17 protein-coding genes are annotated in these 16,826 nt (G+C 63.8%); 12 read left to right on the forward strand and 5 right to left on the reverse strand.

Annotated elements, in window-relative coordinates; translation table 11 throughout:
• Positions 1 to 200: 200 nt before the first annotated feature.
• On the reverse strand, positions 201 to 1,451 hold the full coding sequence (locus tag DXT59_RS17720) for an SGNH/GDSL hydrolase family protein (protein WP_116138180.1): 1,251 nt from the start codon (positions 1,449 to 1,451) through the stop codon (positions 201 to 203).
• A 226-nt stretch (positions 1,452 to 1,677) separates the two neighbouring features.
• Between DXT59_RS17720 and DXT59_RS17725 the strand changes: the two genes are divergently transcribed.
• From DXT59_RS17725 to DXT59_RS17735, 3 genes are read left to right on the forward strand one after another with little or no spacing between them, the layout of a single operon-like run.
• Positions 1,678 to 2,061 (forward strand): hypothetical protein, encoded by a 384-nt coding sequence (locus DXT59_RS17725; protein ID WP_116138265.1) that lies wholly within the window; start codon positions 1,678 to 1,680, stop codon positions 2,059 to 2,061.
• 15 nt (positions 2,062 to 2,076) lie between these two features.
• A complete protein-coding gene (locus DXT59_RS17730) occupies positions 2,077 to 2,487 on the forward strand; it encodes a hypothetical protein (protein ID WP_116138181.1) in 411 nt (136 codons plus the stop codon).
• A gap of 37 nt (positions 2,488 to 2,524) precedes the next feature.
• Positions 2,525 to 3,001 (forward strand): lytic transglycosylase domain-containing protein, encoded by a 477-nt coding sequence (locus DXT59_RS17735; protein WP_116138182.1) that lies wholly within the window; start codon positions 2,525 to 2,527, stop codon positions 2,999 to 3,001.
• Positions 3,002 to 3,024: 23 nt separating this feature from the next.
• On the opposite strand, the gene DXT59_RS17740 is transcribed toward DXT59_RS17735, so the two are convergent.
• Positions 3,025 to 3,207: a hypothetical protein gene (locus DXT59_RS17740; RefSeq protein WP_116138183.1), complete on the reverse strand. Its 183-nt coding sequence runs from the start codon at positions 3,205 to 3,207 to the stop codon at positions 3,025 to 3,027.
• Between the two features lie 187 nt (positions 3,208 to 3,394).
• On the opposite strand from DXT59_RS17740, the gene paaA reads away from it, so the two are divergent.
• The 7 genes from paaA to DXT59_RS17775 all read left to right on the forward strand — a co-directional run bounded on the left by paaA (position 3,395) and on the right by DXT59_RS17775 (position 8,887).
• Positions 3,395 to 4,393: a 1,2-phenylacetyl-CoA epoxidase subunit PaaA gene (paaA, locus tag DXT59_RS17745; protein ID WP_116138184.1), complete on the forward strand. Its 999-nt coding sequence runs from the start codon at positions 3,395 to 3,397 to the stop codon at positions 4,391 to 4,393.
• Between the two features lie 67 nt (positions 4,394 to 4,460).
• Positions 4,461 to 4,745, forward strand: a complete 285-nt coding sequence (paaB, locus tag DXT59_RS17750) for a 1,2-phenylacetyl-CoA epoxidase subunit PaaB (protein WP_102649412.1) — start codon at positions 4,461 to 4,463, stop codon at positions 4,743 to 4,745.
• A gap of 7 nt (positions 4,746 to 4,752) precedes the next feature.
• The gene (paaC, locus tag DXT59_RS17755; protein ID WP_116138185.1) at positions 4,753 to 5,556 is read left to right on the forward strand and encodes a 1,2-phenylacetyl-CoA epoxidase subunit PaaC; all 804 of its coding nucleotides are present in this window, start codon (positions 4,753 to 4,755) and stop codon (positions 5,554 to 5,556) included.
• Positions 5,557 to 5,592: 36 nt separating this feature from the next.
• Entirely contained in the window at positions 5,593 to 6,138 is a 546-nt protein-coding gene (paaD, locus tag DXT59_RS17760; RefSeq protein WP_116138186.1) for a 1,2-phenylacetyl-CoA epoxidase subunit PaaD, read from the forward strand.
• A gap of 10 nt (positions 6,139 to 6,148) precedes the next feature.
• Complete coding sequence (paaE, locus tag DXT59_RS17765; protein ID WP_116138187.1) at positions 6,149 to 7,237, forward strand: 1,2-phenylacetyl-CoA epoxidase subunit PaaE; 1,089 nt, start codon at positions 6,149 to 6,151, stop codon at positions 7,235 to 7,237.
• Between the two features lie 121 nt (positions 7,238 to 7,358).
• Positions 7,359 to 7,958: a TetR/AcrR family transcriptional regulator gene (locus tag DXT59_RS17770; protein ID WP_116138188.1), complete on the forward strand. Its 600-nt coding sequence runs from the start codon at positions 7,359 to 7,361 to the stop codon at positions 7,956 to 7,958.
• Positions 7,959 to 8,215: 257 nt separating this feature from the next.
• The gene (locus tag DXT59_RS17775) at positions 8,216 to 8,887 is read left to right on the forward strand and encodes a GNAT family N-acetyltransferase (RefSeq protein WP_116138266.1); all 672 of its coding nucleotides are present in this window, start codon (positions 8,216 to 8,218) and stop codon (positions 8,885 to 8,887) included.
• Positions 8,888 to 8,985: 98 nt separating this feature from the next.
• Here DXT59_RS17775 and DXT59_RS17780 read toward each other — a convergent pair whose 3' ends face one another.
• Positions 8,986 to 9,477, reverse strand: coding sequence for an Lrp/AsnC family transcriptional regulator (locus DXT59_RS17780; protein ID WP_116138189.1), 492 nt, complete (start codon positions 9,475 to 9,477; stop codon positions 8,986 to 8,988).
• 155 nt (positions 9,478 to 9,632) lie between these two features.
• On the opposite strand from DXT59_RS17780, the gene hppD reads away from it, so the two are divergent.
• A complete protein-coding gene (gene hppD / locus DXT59_RS17785; RefSeq protein WP_116138190.1) occupies positions 9,633 to 10,730 on the forward strand; it encodes a 4-hydroxyphenylpyruvate dioxygenase in 1,098 nt (365 codons plus the stop codon).
• Between the two features lie 55 nt (positions 10,731 to 10,785).
• Here the strand turns inward: hppD and DXT59_RS17790 are convergent, their stop codons facing one another.
• Positions 10,786 to 11,103: a hypothetical protein gene (locus tag DXT59_RS17790; protein WP_116138191.1), complete on the reverse strand. Its 318-nt coding sequence runs from the start codon at positions 11,101 to 11,103 to the stop codon at positions 10,786 to 10,788.
• A gap of 367 nt (positions 11,104 to 11,470) precedes the next feature.
• On the opposite strand from DXT59_RS17790, the gene DXT59_RS17795 reads away from it, so the two are divergent.
• Positions 11,471 to 15,058, forward strand: a complete 3,588-nt coding sequence (locus DXT59_RS17795) for an indolepyruvate ferredoxin oxidoreductase family protein (RefSeq protein WP_116138192.1) — start codon at positions 11,471 to 11,473, stop codon at positions 15,056 to 15,058.
• A 96-nt stretch (positions 15,059 to 15,154) separates the two neighbouring features.
• On the opposite strand, the gene DXT59_RS17800 is transcribed toward DXT59_RS17795, so the two are convergent.
• The gene (locus DXT59_RS17800; protein WP_116138193.1) at positions 15,155 to 16,744 is read right to left on the reverse strand and encodes a thioredoxin family protein; all 1,590 of its coding nucleotides are present in this window, start codon (positions 16,742 to 16,744) and stop codon (positions 15,155 to 15,157) included.
• Between the last annotated feature and the right edge of the window lie 82 nt (positions 16,745 to 16,826).

Genomic DNA, 16,826 nt, shown 5'->3' on the forward strand with positions numbered 1-16,826 from the left:
AGTACCGCCCGTCTTGCGTTGCTGCGTCAGCAGCAGAGAAACGAGATTATGCAGAACCTTTTGCATCTCGTCAACAGTTTTTTTAGCACATCGCTTAAAACCTGTTGCCGTCGGCGCCGTTTCGTCGCCCCTCATCAAATGAGGATGCGAATAGTAGGTCAAACACACATCCCATGACAAGGGTGTGACGCAAATTTTTTTCAGCGCCGCGCGGCATCGGCGATCGTCGCGAGCGGCACCGCCGCCGCCATCGCCGCATATCCCTCGTCGTTCGGGTGAATGTGGTCCCCGCTATCGAAGCGGCGCTGCAGTTGCGCCGGATGCGAAGGGTCCCGTAGCGCGGCATCGAAATCGACGACGCCGTCGAACGCGCCGCTCGTACGAATCCATTCGTTGACCGATGCGCGCATCGCTTCGCGCGCGGGCGGCAGCGTCGCCGGGGTCAACGTCGCGCCGTATATGCGGATCCCGCTTCGGTGAGCGAGCTCGATCAAGCGGCGATAGCCGTCGGTCAGCTCGCGCGCCGTCACGGCCGTATGCGGAAAGTCGCAGTCGAGCCCGGCGCGCGGCGGCATCGCCGCGAAGTTGATGTCGTTGATGCCGATCATCACGATCACCGCGCGCACGGCGGGATGTCGCAGGGCGTCGCGCTCGAACCGCCGCTCGAGCGCTTCCCCATAACAAGGAGAGGCGCTCAGCAGACGATTGCCGCTGATGCCGAGATTGAGCACCGACCAACCCGCCGCCCCGCCCTCGTCGAGCCGGCGCGCGAAAACATCCGGCCAGCGGTGGTTCCGATTCAGGCTCGAACGCAAGCCGTCCGTGATCGAATCGCCGATCGCGACGATCGCCGACGCGTCGCGCGCACGCACGTCCAGGCCGCTCACCCACGCCGATTCGGTGAACTTGCGCGGGTATGCGCCTGCGTCCGCATCGGCGGCATGATCGCCCGGCGTCGAGACATAGTTGACTTGGTTCGCCACGCGATGCCAAGCGGTCAGCGTCTGCCGCGACCCCGCCGCGAGGCTGATCGCATACGGTTCGCCGGCCGTTACGCTAGCGGGGATCGCATCGCTATCGATCTCCTCTCCCGGTTGCAGCGTGATCGCGCTCTTGCCGCCGAACGTCACTTGCATGGACGTGCCCGGTTGCGTGGCCGCGCCGCCCGCCGAGCGCGCCAGCACTACATCCGTCAACGTAAGCGGCGCACGGCCGTAAGCATTGCTGACGCGAATACGCACGCCACGTCCCGACACGGTCGGGTAGACGATCTGTCTGACCGTGCGTCCGGCGACGTCGGGCGTCCGATACAGCGGCGGTGGATCGGGGACGTCTGGGATCGCCTGCAGCGCGGTCGCCCAAGCACTAACCCAACCTTGCTCCGCGGCGCTCGTCGCCGGCTGCGCGGCGTTCGCCGCGAAAGCGACGGCGATGACCGCGGCAGCCGTCATTGCTCGCAACACCGGCGAAATAGAAGAAGAAAGCATGGATACGCAAATCGAAGCGGATAGGACAAGCGGCGATTGTGCCTCAACGGCGCCCCGGCCATAAAGGCGGGTGCGCAGCCGTTGCTCGGGTCTCTTCCCCGTATAGAGGTTTTCCCTCGTTTGGCTTTCGTCGGTTTTAATCATCGGGCCCTAGCTGCCGATAACGCACTTCTCAGCGTTGGAGATAATCGTGAAAGCCTTCATCACCCTCCTTGCCGCGGCAGCCCTAACCGGGTGCGCGCAAATGCAAGCTCTGCGATCGAACGACGGTCAGCAATCGGCTTCGGCCGCAAGCGCGCAGGGTCCCGCCAAACTCGTCGACATCGCGATCCCCGCGGACGCACTCGGCGCGCACGATCCCCACCTCACCGAAGTCCTCGTCAAAGTGGGCGCGGTCGCATCCAAGCAGCAGAGCGCTCGCATCGTCATTGCCGCGCTCCCGCAGGACTTTCCTTATTTAAATCAATCGGTCAAGCGGGGCATCGCGTCGGCGCGCGGCGGTTCGGTTCAGATCGAAAACCTCTCCGTCGGCAGTTGCCATCCCTACAGCATTCAAGTCGTACCCATCGAATAGCCACCGGAGACGATCATGATTTCCCGTTCCGCTCTCGCGCTGGCCGGCGCACTACTCGCCGCCGGCACGCTCCCGGCCCACGCCGAAACCAATGCGCTTGCCGGCGCGGCCTCCAAGCTGTCCGGCGAAAGCGCGGGTCCTGGCCAGTTGTTCCCGCCGCTGCCCTCGCTCGCTTCGCTGCCGCCGTCGGCCGCCGAGCAAGTGGAAGACGCGGCGCCGGCGAACGGCGGACGCCGGACCGGCAAGAAGGGCCACAAGAGCGCATCGCGCAAAAGCGCGGCCGAACCGGTCGTTCGCGTGGTGGTCTCCGACGAGTCGCAGCTCTACCTGACGCAAGTCGATCGCAAGCTCGACGATATCTTGCACGCCTCGGCCCGCTCGGCCCATGGCGGCGCCGACACGGTTTCCGTGGCCTGGACCCGATAAGGCCGGCGGCCCAACCCAAACGTAGGAGTCGTCGGCAATGATCGCATCGTCCGTCCGCAATCCTCGGCTCGCCGCCCGCCTCGGCGCGGCGCTAGCCGCCGTCGCATGCCTGCTTACCGGTGCGAACAGTGCGCGCGCCGATGAAGACTGTTTCGCTCGCGCCGGGGCTTACCAAGGCGTGAACCCACTCGTCTTGCGCGCGATCGCCTGGTACGAATCGAAGGGCAACCCCAATGCGGTGCACCGCAATGCGGACGGAAGCATCGACGTGGGCCAGGCCCAAATCAATTCGGTCCATTTCGCCGAATTGCGCCGCTACGGGGTGCCGCCCGGTGCGCTCAAGGATGCGTGCGTCAACACCTACGTGGCCGCCTGGATGCTCAAGCAAAAGATGATTCGCTACGGCAACACCTGGCATGCGATCGGCGCCTATCACTCGGAAACGCCGTCGCTGCGCGATGGATACGCGCGCAGCATCCACGCCGTGCTCGCCTCGTGGGGCATGGACAAATAAGCTGAACGAGCGCCTTCGGGCGCTCAGCCTTGCTGCCGGACGATGATCTCGTAGCCGGAGCCGGCATTGCTGCGCGCGGCGCGCTCGGCTTCCTCATACGACAGGAAGTGCTCGGCTTCCTCGAACGACGGCGTCAACCCGACGTCGCCATCCTCTCCCGGACAGAGATACTGCTCGCCGGTTTTCACGAAATAGACGGTCGTCATGATCGCGTTGCTGGATATAGGCGGTGCCTTCAGTCTAGCAGCCGCCCGCCATGCCGGAGCCCGCCCTTTTTTCGGTCCGCGCGGCCGTCCAGTCGCCACGGATCCCGCCCTAAAAATTATTTATTAACCGACCGGTCGGTTGGTTTATACTCGCCACAACGTACAACCCAGGACGAGATCGTTCCCCATGTATACGCAATCCCTCGACATTCCGGGCAATGTGGCGGCGCTCGACGCCGGCGCTCAAACGCCCGAGCAAGCACGCTTCGACGCGGTGATCGCAGCGGACGGCAAGGTCGAGCCGCAAGACTGGATGCCCGACGCCTACCGGAAAACGCTCGTGCGGCAAATCTCGCAGCACGCCCATTCGGAAATCGTCGGCATGCTGCCCGAGGGCAATTGGATCTCCCGCGCGCCGAGCCTGAAGCGCAAGGCGATCCTGCTGGCCAAGGTGCAAGACGAAGGCGGCCACGGGCTCTATCTGTATAGCGCCGCGGAAACGCTGGGCGTGTCGCGCGACGATCTCGTCGCCGCGCTGCACAGCGGCCGGGCCAAGTATTCGAGCATTTTCAATTACCCGACGCCGACCTGGGCCGACGTCGGCGTGATCGGCTGGCTCGTGGACGGCGCGGCGATCATGAATCAGATACCGCTGTGCCGCTGCACGTACGGGCCCTATGCGCGCGCCATGATCCGCATCTGCAAGGAAGAGTCGTTCCACCAGCGCCAAGGCTTCGATGCGCTGCTGGCGATGATGAAGGGCACCGAGGCGCAGCGCGAACTCGTTCAGCAAGCGGTCGATCGCTGGTGGTGGCCGGTATTGATGATGTTCGGCCCGAGCGACAAGGACTCGGTCCATAGCAACCAATCGGCCAAGTGGGGCATCAAGCGGATCTCGAACGACGATCTGCGCCAGAAATTCGTCGATGCCACCGTCGAGCAAGCGAAGGTGCTGGGCGTGACGCTGCCCGATCCCGATTTGAAGTGGAACGAGGCGCGCGGTCATTACGACTACGGCTCGATCGATTGGGACGAATTTTGGCGCGTCGTGAACGGCGACGGTCCCTGCAACAAGGAGCGCCTCGCCACGCGCGTGAAGGCGCACGACGACGGTGCCTGGGTCCGCGAAGCGGCCCTCGCCCACGCCGAGAAGGTGCGCTTGCGCGCACAGCAAGAAGCGGCTTGAACCGCCGCCTTGCCTTCGTCACCGATTAACCAGCGTTTAGCATCGCCACGCATTCAGGAGTGAGTTCATGAACAAGGAATGGCCGATCTGGGAAGTGTTCGTGCGCAGCAAGCAAGGGCTCGACCACAAGCACTGCGGCAGCTTGCACGCCGCCGATGCGTCGATGGCGCTGCGCATGGCGCGCGACGTCTACACGCGCCGCCAGGAAGGCGTCAGCATTTGGGTCGTGCCCGCGGCGGCCATCACAGCCTCCGATCCGAACGAGAAAGCCGATCTGTTCGAGCCGGCCGGCGACAAGATCTATCGCCACCCGACGTTCTATACGCTGCCCGACGCAGTCAACCATATGTAAGAGTGTCATGACGACCACGCCCGAACATCTTTCGTACGTCCTGCGCCTCGCCGATAACGCGCTGATCCTCGGTCAGCGCAACGCCGAGTGGTGCGGTCACGGTCCGGTGCTCGAAGAAGACATCGCACTCGCCAACATGAGCCTCGATCTCATCGGCCAGGCGCGCATGCTCTACTCGCACGCGGCGACGCTCGAGCACGCGCTCACCGGCGCGAACAAGACCGAGGACGATTACGCGTATTTCCGCGCCGAGCGCGAGTTCAAAAACTACACGCTGCTCGAGTTGCCGCATGGCGGCCCCCTCAGCGGCACGGCGCGAGGCGATCGAGACTATGCGGTCACGATCGTGCGCAACTATTTGTACACGGCGTTGATGGCGCATGTTTGGACGGCACTCGAAGGCTCGAAGGACGCACAACTGGCCGCGATCGCATCGAAGTCGATCAAGGAGACGCGCTATCAGTTGCAGCATGCGCGCGATTGGCTCGTGCGCCTGGGCGACGGTACCGAAGAGTCGCACCGCCGCATGCAAGCGGCGCTCGAATACTTGATGCCCTACACACGCGAATGGTTTGCGCCCGATGCGCTCGAAGACGCGGTGGCCGCCGCCGGTATCGGCGTGCGCACCGTGGCGTTCGAAGCGGCTTGGCTCGCCGACGTCCATGCTGCCTTGGACGAAGCGACGCTGACGCTACCCCCGCCCGCCGTGCATGTGACGACGGGCAAGCACGGCGAGCACTCGGAGCACATGGGCTTCTTGCTCGCGGAAATGCAAAGTCTCGCTCGTCAGCATCCCGGCGCAAGCTGGTGATCGGCGCGCCCACGTCCCACGCGCGAGGTGTTCGACATGACAAGCGTCCCCCACTCCGCACGCGGCGCCGACGCGCTCGCGCGCGCATGGTCGGTGCTCGAATCGGTGCCCGATCCCGAAATTCCGGTCGTCTCGATCCGTGAACTCGGCATCTTGCGCAGCGTCGAGCAAGCCGATGACGGCACGCTTGAGGTCGTGATCACGCCGACCTATTCGGGATGCCCGGCCATGGCGCACATCGCCGAGGACATCGCGCACGCGCTCGAGCGGGCCGGCTTGACGCCGCATCGAATCAAGACGGTTCTCGCCCCCGCGTGGACCACCGACTGGATCACCGACGAAGCGCGCGAGAAGCTACGAGCGTACGGCATCGCGCCGCCCGGCGGGCGCTGTGCCGGCACGCCGGCAGGCGGCTCCGAGCAGGCGATCCGTTTCGTGGCTCGCTCGGCCGGCTCGCCGGCGTGCCCGCGCTGCGGCTCGGCCCACACCGAACGCCTCTCGCAGTTCGGTTCGACGGCATGCAAGGCGCTCTATCGATGCTTGGACTGCCGCGAACCCTTCGATTACTTCAAACCTTACTGACTGTGTGACTATGGCGACCCCGCAATTTCATTCGCTGCGCATCCGCGAGGTGCGGCCCGAAACCGCCGACGCGGTTTCCGTTTCGTTCGAAGTCCCGCCCGAGCTGCGCGAGCAATATCGTTTCACGCAGGGGCAATTCGTGACGCTGAAAGCGCACGTCGACGGCGAGGAAACGCGGCGCTCGTATTCGATTTGCGTCGGCGTGACCGATTACGATCGCGACGGCGAATTGCGCATCGGCATCAAGCGCGTGCGCGGCGGCCGCTTCTCGAACTTCGCGTTCGACACGCTGCAAGCCGGCCATACGATCGAGGTCATGACGCCCGATGGGCGCTTCTTCACGCACCTGAATGCCGAACAAGGCAAACAGTACGTCGCTTTCGCGGGCGGCTCGGGTATCACGCCGGTGCTGGCCATCGTCAAAACGACGCTCGAACTGGAGCCGCGCAGCACGTTCACGCTGATCTATGGCAATCGCAGCGTCGACGCGATCATGTTCGCCGAGGAACTCGAGGACCTGAAGAATCGCTACATGAACCGGTTCGTTCTGTACAACGTGCTGTCGGACGACATGCAGGACGTCGATCTCTTCAACGGTGTGCTCGATCGCGACAAGTGCGCCGCATTCCTCGATGCGCTCGTCTCGCCCGATTCGATCGACGAAGCGTTCATCTGCGGTCCCGCGCCGATGATGGATGCGGCGGAAGCGGCGCTCAAGGCGGCGGGCGTCGCCGAGTCGAAGGTACACGTCGAACGGTTCGGCACGCCGCTGCCGCAAGCGGGCGCGCCCGTCGTCGAGATCACCGACGAGACGCCGGCCGCCGATCTCGAAATCATCATCGACGGCAACCGCCGCAAGATGCGCCTGCCGTATGAAGGCGCGAGCCTGCTCGACGTCGGTCTGCACGCCGGTCTTGCCTTGCCGTACGCTTGCAAGGGGGGCGTGTGCTGCACTTGCCGGGCCAAAGTGCTGGAGGGCGAAGTGAAGATGGACAAGAACTACACGCTCGAGCCGCAAGAGATCGCCGACGGCTTCGTCTTGACGTGTCAATGCCATCCGGTCAGCGAGCGGGTTGTCGTGAGTTACGACGAACGCTGACTGAGCGGGGCCGCGCTTCGCTTGACTTCGCTTACACTAGCGCCGCGGCGGCCCCGGTGCACGGCGATGATGATGACTTGCGTCGATCGCGCGCCAGCCGGCCCGAAACGACGACGACATCATGGCCCGTACCCGAGCACCCGATCACGAAACCCAACGCGAGCAGATCCTCGAGCTCGCCGCCGCCGCCTTCGCGCAAACGAGCTACCCCAGCACGTCGATGGCCGAACTCGCCAGCGCGAGCGGCACCTCCAAAGCGCGCCTCTATCATTATTACGAGAGCAAGGAAGCGATTCTCTTCGACCTGCTCGACCGCTATACGAAGCGGTTGATGCTGATCATCGCCGAAGTCGAAGGCTCGAGCCAACGGCGCGGACTGAGTGAGCGGGAGACCTTCGCCGAGCTGGTGCGCGCATTCCTCGCCGAATATGAAACCTCGCACAGCCGGCACGTCGCCCTATTGAACGACGTGAAATACCTCGTCGACACCCAGCGCGAGATCATCCTCGATCGCCAGCGCGATATCGTTGCCGCGTTCGCGCGCCAGCTCGCGCGCGCCTATCCGGGCCGCGTCTCGAAAGAAAAGCAGACTGCCCTCACGATGATGGTGTTCGGGATGATCAACTGGACCTTCACGTGGCTCAAGCCGGGGGGCCGGCTCGGCTACCGCGAGTTCGCGGACGAGGTGATCGACGTGCTCGAAAAGGGCCTCGCGAACTAGACGCCGCCACGTCGGCACGGGGATGCTTTCGCCGCAACGCAGCATCGATCAAACGGCCGTTTGATCGGTCGAAACGACGCATTGCACATCTACAACACCGCCATTCCTTCTAAAAATCAGTAAGTTAGGCCGTTTCATGGCGGCAATAGAGGGGGTCCTCAGCATCGAATTCGGGTTTTCCCTATTAGGGGATATGCCTATCGGGTAGAATTCGCATTGCGCCGCAACAAGTGCGCATGACGAAAGGAGAACCCGCGATGAATTTTTACGCCCCCGCTAGCGCCGCCGCCTCGATCGAGCTTTCCGAGCGCGCCTCGCAAGAGGCTTATCGTGCCCCGGTTCTCGTGCGCGAATTGACGGCCGGAGACCGCGAGCAACTGCTTGCGCATTTTCTCGCGCTCGGCGACGACGATCGTCTACTTCGCTTCGGCCAGGCCGCGCCCGACCATGTGATCGAAAACTACGTGCGTTCGATCGATTTCTCGCGCGACAAAGTATTCGGCGTTTTCGATCACGAACTGGATCTCGTCGGCGTGGGCCATCTGGCGTACCTGCCGGCCGACGGCGACGGACGCACGGCTGAACTCGGCGTGTCGGTGCTCGAACGCTCGCGCGGCATGGGCGTCGGCTCGAAGCTGTTCGAGCGCGCCGCCATCCACGGTCGCAACTCGCGCGTCACGACGCTGTATATGTATTGCCTCTCGCGCAATACGACGATGATGCACATCGCCAAGAAGGCCGGGATGAAGATCGAGTACGCGTACGGCAGCGCCGATGCGTATCTGACGCTCCCGCCTGCCGATCAGGCCAGCATCATCAGCGAAATGCTGCAAGAACAGGCCGCCGTGTTCGATTACGCGATCAAGCGTCAAGCGCGCAACACGGCCCGCATCATCGAGGCGATGGTGCCGGCAGAGGCGCTAGCCTAAGTTTTTCGTCCCCCCCGCGCGCCGCCCTCCCCTGTGCGGCACGCGCGACGAGGCGGCCTTGCGCCGCCTCGTCTCTTTTGCGGCCCCGCAATCGCGCCTCAAAGAATCGGCAGCGCCGTCGTCTCCTTGAACGATTCGAGCGCGAAGCTCGTTTTGACGTCGATCACCGAGGGATGGTGCAGCAGTTGATCCTGCACGAAGCGCGAAAAGTGCACCATGTCTTTCACCTGCACGCGCAGCAGGTAATCCATCTCACCCGTCATCGCATGACAGGCGACGACTTCCGGCCACGACTGCACCGCGGCGCGAAAGAGTTCCGCGTGCGTGGTCCCGGCATGCCCCGTGGCGCCGCCGCGCTTTTCCAACCGGACGTTGACGTACGCCAAGAGCCCGAGGCCCAGCTTTTGCGGATCGAGCAGCGCGACGTAACCGCGAATGATCCCGGCCTCTTCCAGACGCCGAATACGCCTCAGGCAAGGACTCGGCGATAAATTCACGCGCTCGGCGATGTCCTGGTTCGACGCGCGGCCGTTCTCCTGCAAAAACGCGAGGATACGTCTGTCGACGGCATCGAGCTCGATATCGGCCATATTCTCACTCCCTCCGGTTCGCAAGAGACACAAAATTGCGCAATCGTAGTGCCAGCCGACCAAGATCGCAAATTTTTGCCCGGACGGCGGCTATACACTTGCGTCTATCGGCGGCGTGCGGCGGTTGGCCGCGGTGATATCGACAGGAGACAGGTATGCAGGTTCAAACGTGGGATAACCCCGTCGGCACCGACGGGTTCGAGTTCATCGAGTACACGGCACCCGACCCGAAAGCGCTCGGCAAACTGTTCGAGCAGATGGGTTTCACCGCTATCGCGCGCCATCGCCACAAGGATGTGACGCTCTACCGGCAAGGCGAGATCAACTTCATCGTCAACGGCGAGCCCGATTCGTTTGCGCAACGCTTCGCGCGCTTGCACGGCCCGTCGATTTGCGCGATCGCATTTCGCGTCCAGGATGCGGCGAAGGCCTACAAGCACGCGCTCGACCTCGGCGCTTGGGGCTTCGATAACAAAACGGGCCCGATGGAGCTGAACATTCCGGCCATCAAGGGCATCGGCGATTCGCTGATCTATTTCGTCGATCGCTGGCGCGGCAAGAACGGCGCGCAGGCAGGCAGCGTGGGAGACATCGACATCTACGACGTCGACTTCGAACCGATTGCCGGAGCCGATCCGCATCCGGTCGGCCATGGCCTAACCTATATCGACCATCTCACGCACAACGTTCATCGCGGCCGCATGCAGGAATGGGCGGCGTTCTACGAGCGGCTATTCAATTTCCGCGAAATCCGCTACTTCGACATCGAAGGCAAGGTGACGGGCGTGAAATCGAAGGCGATGACCTCGCCGTGCGGCAAGATCCGCATTCCGATCAACGAGGAAGGATCGGAGACGGCAGGCCAAATCCAGGAATACCTCGATGCCTATCACGGCGAAGGCATTCAGCACATCGCCTTGGGCTCGACCGATATCTACGGCACCGTGGACGGCCTGCGCGCCTCGGGCATCAAGCTGCTCGACACCATCGACACGTACTACGAACTCGTGAATCGCCGCATCCCCGGGCACACCGAGCCGCTCGACGAACTGAAAAAGCGCAAGATTCTCATCGACGGCGCGAAAGACGATCTGCTTTTGCAGATCTTCACCGAGAACCAAATCGGCCCGATCTTCTTCGAGATCATCCAGCGCAAGGGCAATCAAGGTTTCGGGGAAGGCAACTTCAAGGCGCTGTTCGAATCGATCGAACTCGATCAGATTCGGCGTGGGGTCGTGCAGGACAAGGCCTGACGCAAGACCGAAGCGCGGCCCCTGGGGCCGCGCTTCGCTTAGAACCGACTCGACGCTACATCAGCGAGAACGGCGCGGCATTCACGCTGTTCGCCTCAGTCGCGTCCTCGCTCGTCCGAGCCGCCTTCGCCGATGCCGTTTCGATCGTCGAGAGATGTTTGCGGCTCGCGTGCGCGATCGGCGTGCGCCGAGCCGGCGCATCGCCCATCGCGGCGGCCCACCGTTCGGCCGGACCGGCACCGATACCGGCCTTGGCGATCGTGCGAGACACCGCCGTCGCGACCATGCCGGCCTGCGCCTGGCGCGCGGGCAAGCTCATCGCGAAAAATACGGCGGACACGGTCAAGAAGGTTTGAATGTGTCGTTTTTCCATCTGTACTCCTTATATTGCGCGCGCTTGGCGCTTCACGCTCCCGGATGCACCGGCCTGGCCCCGGGTTGCATGCCCGCCAAACTGAACGGTCCGCAAATTAGACCAGCCCGACTGCCCGCGTTCCAGCCTTAAAACAACACGTTACGGTGGTTACAGACGGATACGAGCGTGCCTATTCGAGATAACGTGGGATCGGCAGAGGCTTATTCCTCTTGCGATGGCACTATTTTTGACATCTGCGGCGGGTTTTTACCAGTGCTACCATCGCAAAAAAACCGTCAATATGGCGGCCCCGGCCGAAGCGTCCACAAGATGCTCGAGGCCGAGACGTTTTGGTGATCCCAAACAGGGTTGAGGAGTCAACATAATGAATGCCCCGCTAGACGCAGGTCAGCGAGCCTCGCTGGAAGCTGCGCTATCGTCCGTCACGCTCGACGACAAATACACGCTTGAACGCGGCCGCGCGTACATGAGCGGCATTCAGGCGCTCGTGCGCCTGCCGATGCTGCAACACGCACGCGATCAAGCCGCCGGGCTCAATACCGCCGGGTTCATCTCCGGCTATCGCGGCTCCCCCCTCGGCGGGCTCGACCTCGCCCTTTGGAAGGCCAAGAAGCACCTCGCCTCGAATCAGGTCGTATTCCAGCCCGGGATCAACGAAGATCTCGCCGCCACGGCCGTGTGGGGCACGCAACAGGTCAATCTCTACCCCGGCGCGAAGTACGACGGGGTGTTTTCGATGTGGTACGGCAAGGGGCCGGGCGTCGATCGCTCGGGCGACGTGCTCAAGCACGGCAATTCGGCCGGTTCGTCCCAGCACGGCGGCGTGCTCGTGCTGGCCGGCGACGACCACGCCTGCAAGTCGTCCACGCTCGCGCATCAATCCGAACATATCTTCAAGGCCTGCGGCCTGCCCGTCCTCTTCCCGTCGAACGTCCAGGAATACCTCGACTTCGGCCTGCACGGCTGGGCGATGAGCCGTTACTCGGGCCTGTGGGTCGCGATGAAGTGCGTGACCGACGTGGTGGAATCGTCGGCTTCGGTCGATATCGATCCGCACCGCACGCAGATCGTCCTGCCGACCGACTTCGCCATGCCCGAGGGCGGTCTGAACATCCGCTGGCCCGATCCGCCGCTCGTGCAAGAAGCGCGTCTGCTCGACTACAAGTGGTACGCGGCGCTCGCCTATGTGCGCGCGAACAAGCTCGACCGCGTCGAAATCGATTCGCCGCATGCGCGCTTCGGCATCATCACGGGCGGCAAAGCCTACCTGGACGTGCGCCAAGCGCTCGTCGACCTCGGGCTAGACGACGAAACGTGCTCGCGCATCGGTATTCGTCTCTATAAGGTCGGCTGCGTCTGGCCGCTCGAAGCGCAAGGCGCGCAAGCGTTCGCGCGCGGCTTGGACGAAATTCTCGTCGTCGAGGAAAAGCGCCAGATCCTCGAATACGCGATCAAGGAGGAGCTGTATAACTGGCCCGACGGCCAGCGTCCGCGCGTGTTCGGCAAGTTCGACGAAAAAGACGGTGCCGGCGGCGAATGGTCGGTGCCGATGGGCAACTGGCTGCTGCCCGCGCATTACGAACTCTCGCCGGCGCTGATCGCCAAGGCGATCGCGACGCGGCTCGAGAAGTTCGAGTTGCCGTCCGACGTGCGCGAGCGCATCGCCGCGCGCATCGCCGTCATCGAAGCGAAGGAGAAGGCGCTCGCCAAGCCACGCGTCACGGCCGAGCGCAAGCCCTGGTTCTGCTCGGGCTGTCCGCACAATACCTCGACGAACGTACCCGACGGCTCCCGCGCGATGGCCGGTATCGGTTGCCACTACATGACGGTCTGGATGGATCGCAACACGAGCACGTTTAGCCAGATGGGCGGCGAAGGCGTGGCGTGGACGGGGCAGGCGCCGTTCACGAACGAAAAGCACGTGTTCGCGAACCTCGGCGACGGCACCTACTTCCATTCGGGCTTGCTCGCGATTCGCGCGGCAATCGCCGCCAAAGCGAACATCACCTACAAGATCCTCTACAACGACGCCGTGGCGATGACGGGCGGCCAGCCCGTCGACGGCGTGCTGACGGTGCCGCAAATCACGCATCAGCTCGCGGCCGAGGGAGCAAAGAAGATCGTCATCGTCACCGACGAACCGCAGAAATACAGCGGCACGACGCTGCTCGCGCCGGGCGTGACGATTCACCATCGCGATCAGCTCGATGACGTGCAGCGCGAATTGCGCGAGATCGAGGGCACGACGATCCTCATCTACGACCAGACCTGCGCGACCGAGAAACGGCGCCGCCGCAAGAAAGGCGAATTCCCCGATCCGGCGCGCCGCGTCGTCATCAACGAAGCCGTCTGCGAAGGGTGCGGCGACTGCTCGGTCCAGTCGAATTGTCTGTCGGTCGAGCCGCTCGAAACCGAACTGGGCACGAAGCGCCAGATCAACCAATCGAGCTGCAACAAAGATTTCTCGTGCTTGAAGGGCTTCTGCCCGAGCTTCGTGACGGTCGAAGGCGGGCAACTGCGCAAGCCGAAGCCGCTCGGCGCGAAGTCGAGCGACGCGCTGCCCGCGATCCCCGAACCCGCTCTGCCCGAAATCCAGCGCCCGTACGGCGTGCTCGTCACGGGCGTGGGCGGCACGGGCGTCGTGACGATCGGCGCGCTGCTCGGGATGGCCGCGCACCTCGAGCAAAAGGGCGTGACCGTGCTCGACGTCACGGGCCTCGCGCAAAAGGGCGGCGCCGTGATGAGCCACGTGCAGATCGCGAACGCGCCGACCGACATCCACGCGACGCGCATCGCGATGGGCGAGGCCAATCTCGTGATCGGCTGCGACGCGATCGTGACCGCCGGCGACGAATGCACGTCGCGGATGAAGCTGGGCCAGACGCGCGTCGTGATCAATAGCTCGAAGACGCCGACGGCCGAGTTCATCAAAAACCCGAACTGGACGTTTCCGGGCACGAGCACGGAGCAGGACGTGCGCGCGGCGGCCGGCGAGCATGTGGATCTCGTCGATGCGAACCGGCTCACCGTCGCCCTGCTCGGCGACGCCATCTTCACGAACCCGTTCGTACTCGGCTACGCATGGCAGCGCGGGTGGTTGCCGCTCGAGCATCGCTCGCTCGTCCGCGCGATCGAGCTGAACGGCGTGCAAGTGGAGAAGAACCTCGCCGCCTTCGAGTGGGGCCGTCGCGCCGCGCACGACCTCGCCAGCGTCGAACTCGCGGCGAAGCCTGCCGCGGGCTCGCAAGAAGCCGGCGCCACGGTGATCTCGCTGCATACGAAGAAGTCGGTCGATGCGCTGATCGCCAAACGCGTCGAGCTGCTGACCGCCTATCAAGACGCGGCTTACGCGAAGCGCTACGAAACGCTTGTGACGCAAGTACGCGGCGCCGAACGGGCGCTGGCCGACGGCACGGCCGCAAGCGAGCCGCTGACCGAAGCCGTCGCGCGCAATCTGTACAAGCTGATGGCGTACAAGGACGAGTACGAAGTCGCGCGTCTGCAAACGGATCCTGCGTTCCTCGCCAAGCTGCGCGAGCAATTCGAAGGCGATTGGAAATTGAACTTCCACCTGGCGCCGCCGATGACCGCGAAGAAAGATGCCAAGGGCCATCTCGTGAAGAAGCAGTACGGCCCGTGGATGCTCACGGCGTTCAAGCTGATCGCGAAGATGAAGTTCTTGCGCGGCTCGGCCTTCGACGTATTCGGTAAGACCGAGGAGCGCCGCACCGAGCGTGCGCTGATCGGCGAATACGAAGCGCTCGTGCGTGAAATCGTGTCGGGGCTGACGGCGGGCAACCTCGAACTCGCGATTCAGCTTGCGAATCTTCCGGACGGCATCCGCGGCTACGGCCACGTGAAGGAGAACAATCTGAAGGCCGTGCGCGTGAAGTGGAACGAGTTGCTGGCGAAGTGGCGCACGCCGGGCGGAGCGACGCGGCACGCGGCATAACCTACGGTGAGCCGGTAAGGGCCGGCCGAGAAAAAACCCCACGCCGGCGTGTTGCCGGCGTGGGGTTTTGTTTTTGGGGCGCCGCCGCGCTGTCGGCTAAACGCCGATCGGCTGCACGAGCGCCTTGCAGGTCGCCGCCTGCGGATCGCCGGCGGGCAGCTTGCCGCACGTTTGCTCCAATTGCCGCGCGAGCGCCTTGACGGTCGATTCATGCGCCCCGTCCTTGTTCCATTGCGCGAGCCGCGCAACGACTCGGCCCAAGGCACGCCGGTTGGCGCCGTAAAATGCGTTCGGCGTTTGCGCCGCTTGCGTCAGGACGTTCGACGCGATCTCTTGCACCCGCGCCGCGTCGTTCGGCGCCAGATCGATCACGCCGCTGACATACGAAGCCCCCCAGCGCAGCCGCGTGGCCGGCCCCGTCGAGGCATCGTAGGCCTGTTTGTACCAGGCCAGCGCGCCCGCCTTGTCGCCGCGCGACTTCGCGTTGAGCGCCAGTTTCGACATGAGGTAGTAAGGCGTCGGCGAACTCGCCAGCGACGCCTTCAACAGCGCATCGGATTCGTCGACGAGACCCGCGTCGGTCAGCAGTTCCGCGCCCTCCGTGACCACCACCTCCCGCTCGAACGCGTTGCTCGCGGCCTTGTGGGCATCGGCCACCGTGCGGCGCACGTCCTCGACGAGCGCCTTCGGAAGCGGCGTCCCCTTGGGCGCATCGAGCTTGGCAAGGTCCACTCTGCCTTGCAATGCGGAGAGCCGGTCGATGCTCGAGAGCGACGCATCTTGCTCGAGCCGCGCAAGCGTCGTGCTGAATGCTTCCACCAACCGTTTGCGCTCTTGCGTCCCGGCCGCCGACAGGTAGGCCGTCACGCTCGCGGGATCGGCCACGAGCAGATCGGAATAGAGGCGGCTGCGCTTGGCGTCGTGCAAGACCTGATCGAGCGCGGCCAGCGCCTTCGTCTTGTCGAGCGTGCCGCTTTGCTTCGGATCGTTCGACACTTCGACGACGAGCGCCTTCAACTCCAGTCGCAGCGACTCATCGTCCGCATGTTCGGCTTGCGCGCGCGCCGCGAGCTTCTCCAGCGTCTGGCCGATGCGATCGCTCGCCACGGGCAGGTCGCCATCGGTATCCCACGAGTAATCGGCCAATAGGCGCCAGTCGTCGCGATCGAGGTGCGCCCCGCCGTTCAGCGCATTCGTCAACGTCTGTCTTACAGGATGCGTCGCGCTCAAGCCGAGCGAGAGCGCCTGCATATATCGATCGACGTCCGCCTCGCCGGGCAGTCGCGTGATCTCGGTACCGTCGGGCCGGAACAGGATCATCGTCGGATAGCCGTGCACCTTGAAGCGCTCGCCGATCTGTTGCGCGCTTGCCGTATCGCCGTCCAGATAGACCGGTACGAACAACGCCGAGCGCTCCTTGAACGCCTGACGGCTGAAGATCGTCGCCTTGACTTGGTTGCACGACGGGCACCATACGGCGCCCCAATAAAGCAGCAACGGTTTGTTCGATGCTTTGGCCAACGCGAACGCCGCATTCACGTCGCCTTGCTGCCAGGCGATACCGGGCGGCAAATGCTGCTCCGGCGCCGCCGCCGCAATATTCGGCAATGCGCCTGCGGCGGCGATGACGAGTGCCGAGACGGAAATCGATACAACCTGCGCAATCGTACGAGATCGCATCTTCATAGTGTCATGCTCTCAATGGGTCGATCGACACACGATCGACGTTGATGGATGGGCCAATAGGTATCGGGTATTGCGCTTCGTC

This window comes from Trinickia diaoshuihuensis (genome assembly GCF_003390925.1).
GTDB lineage: Bacteria > Pseudomonadota > Gammaproteobacteria > Burkholderiales > Burkholderiaceae > Trinickia > Trinickia diaoshuihuensis.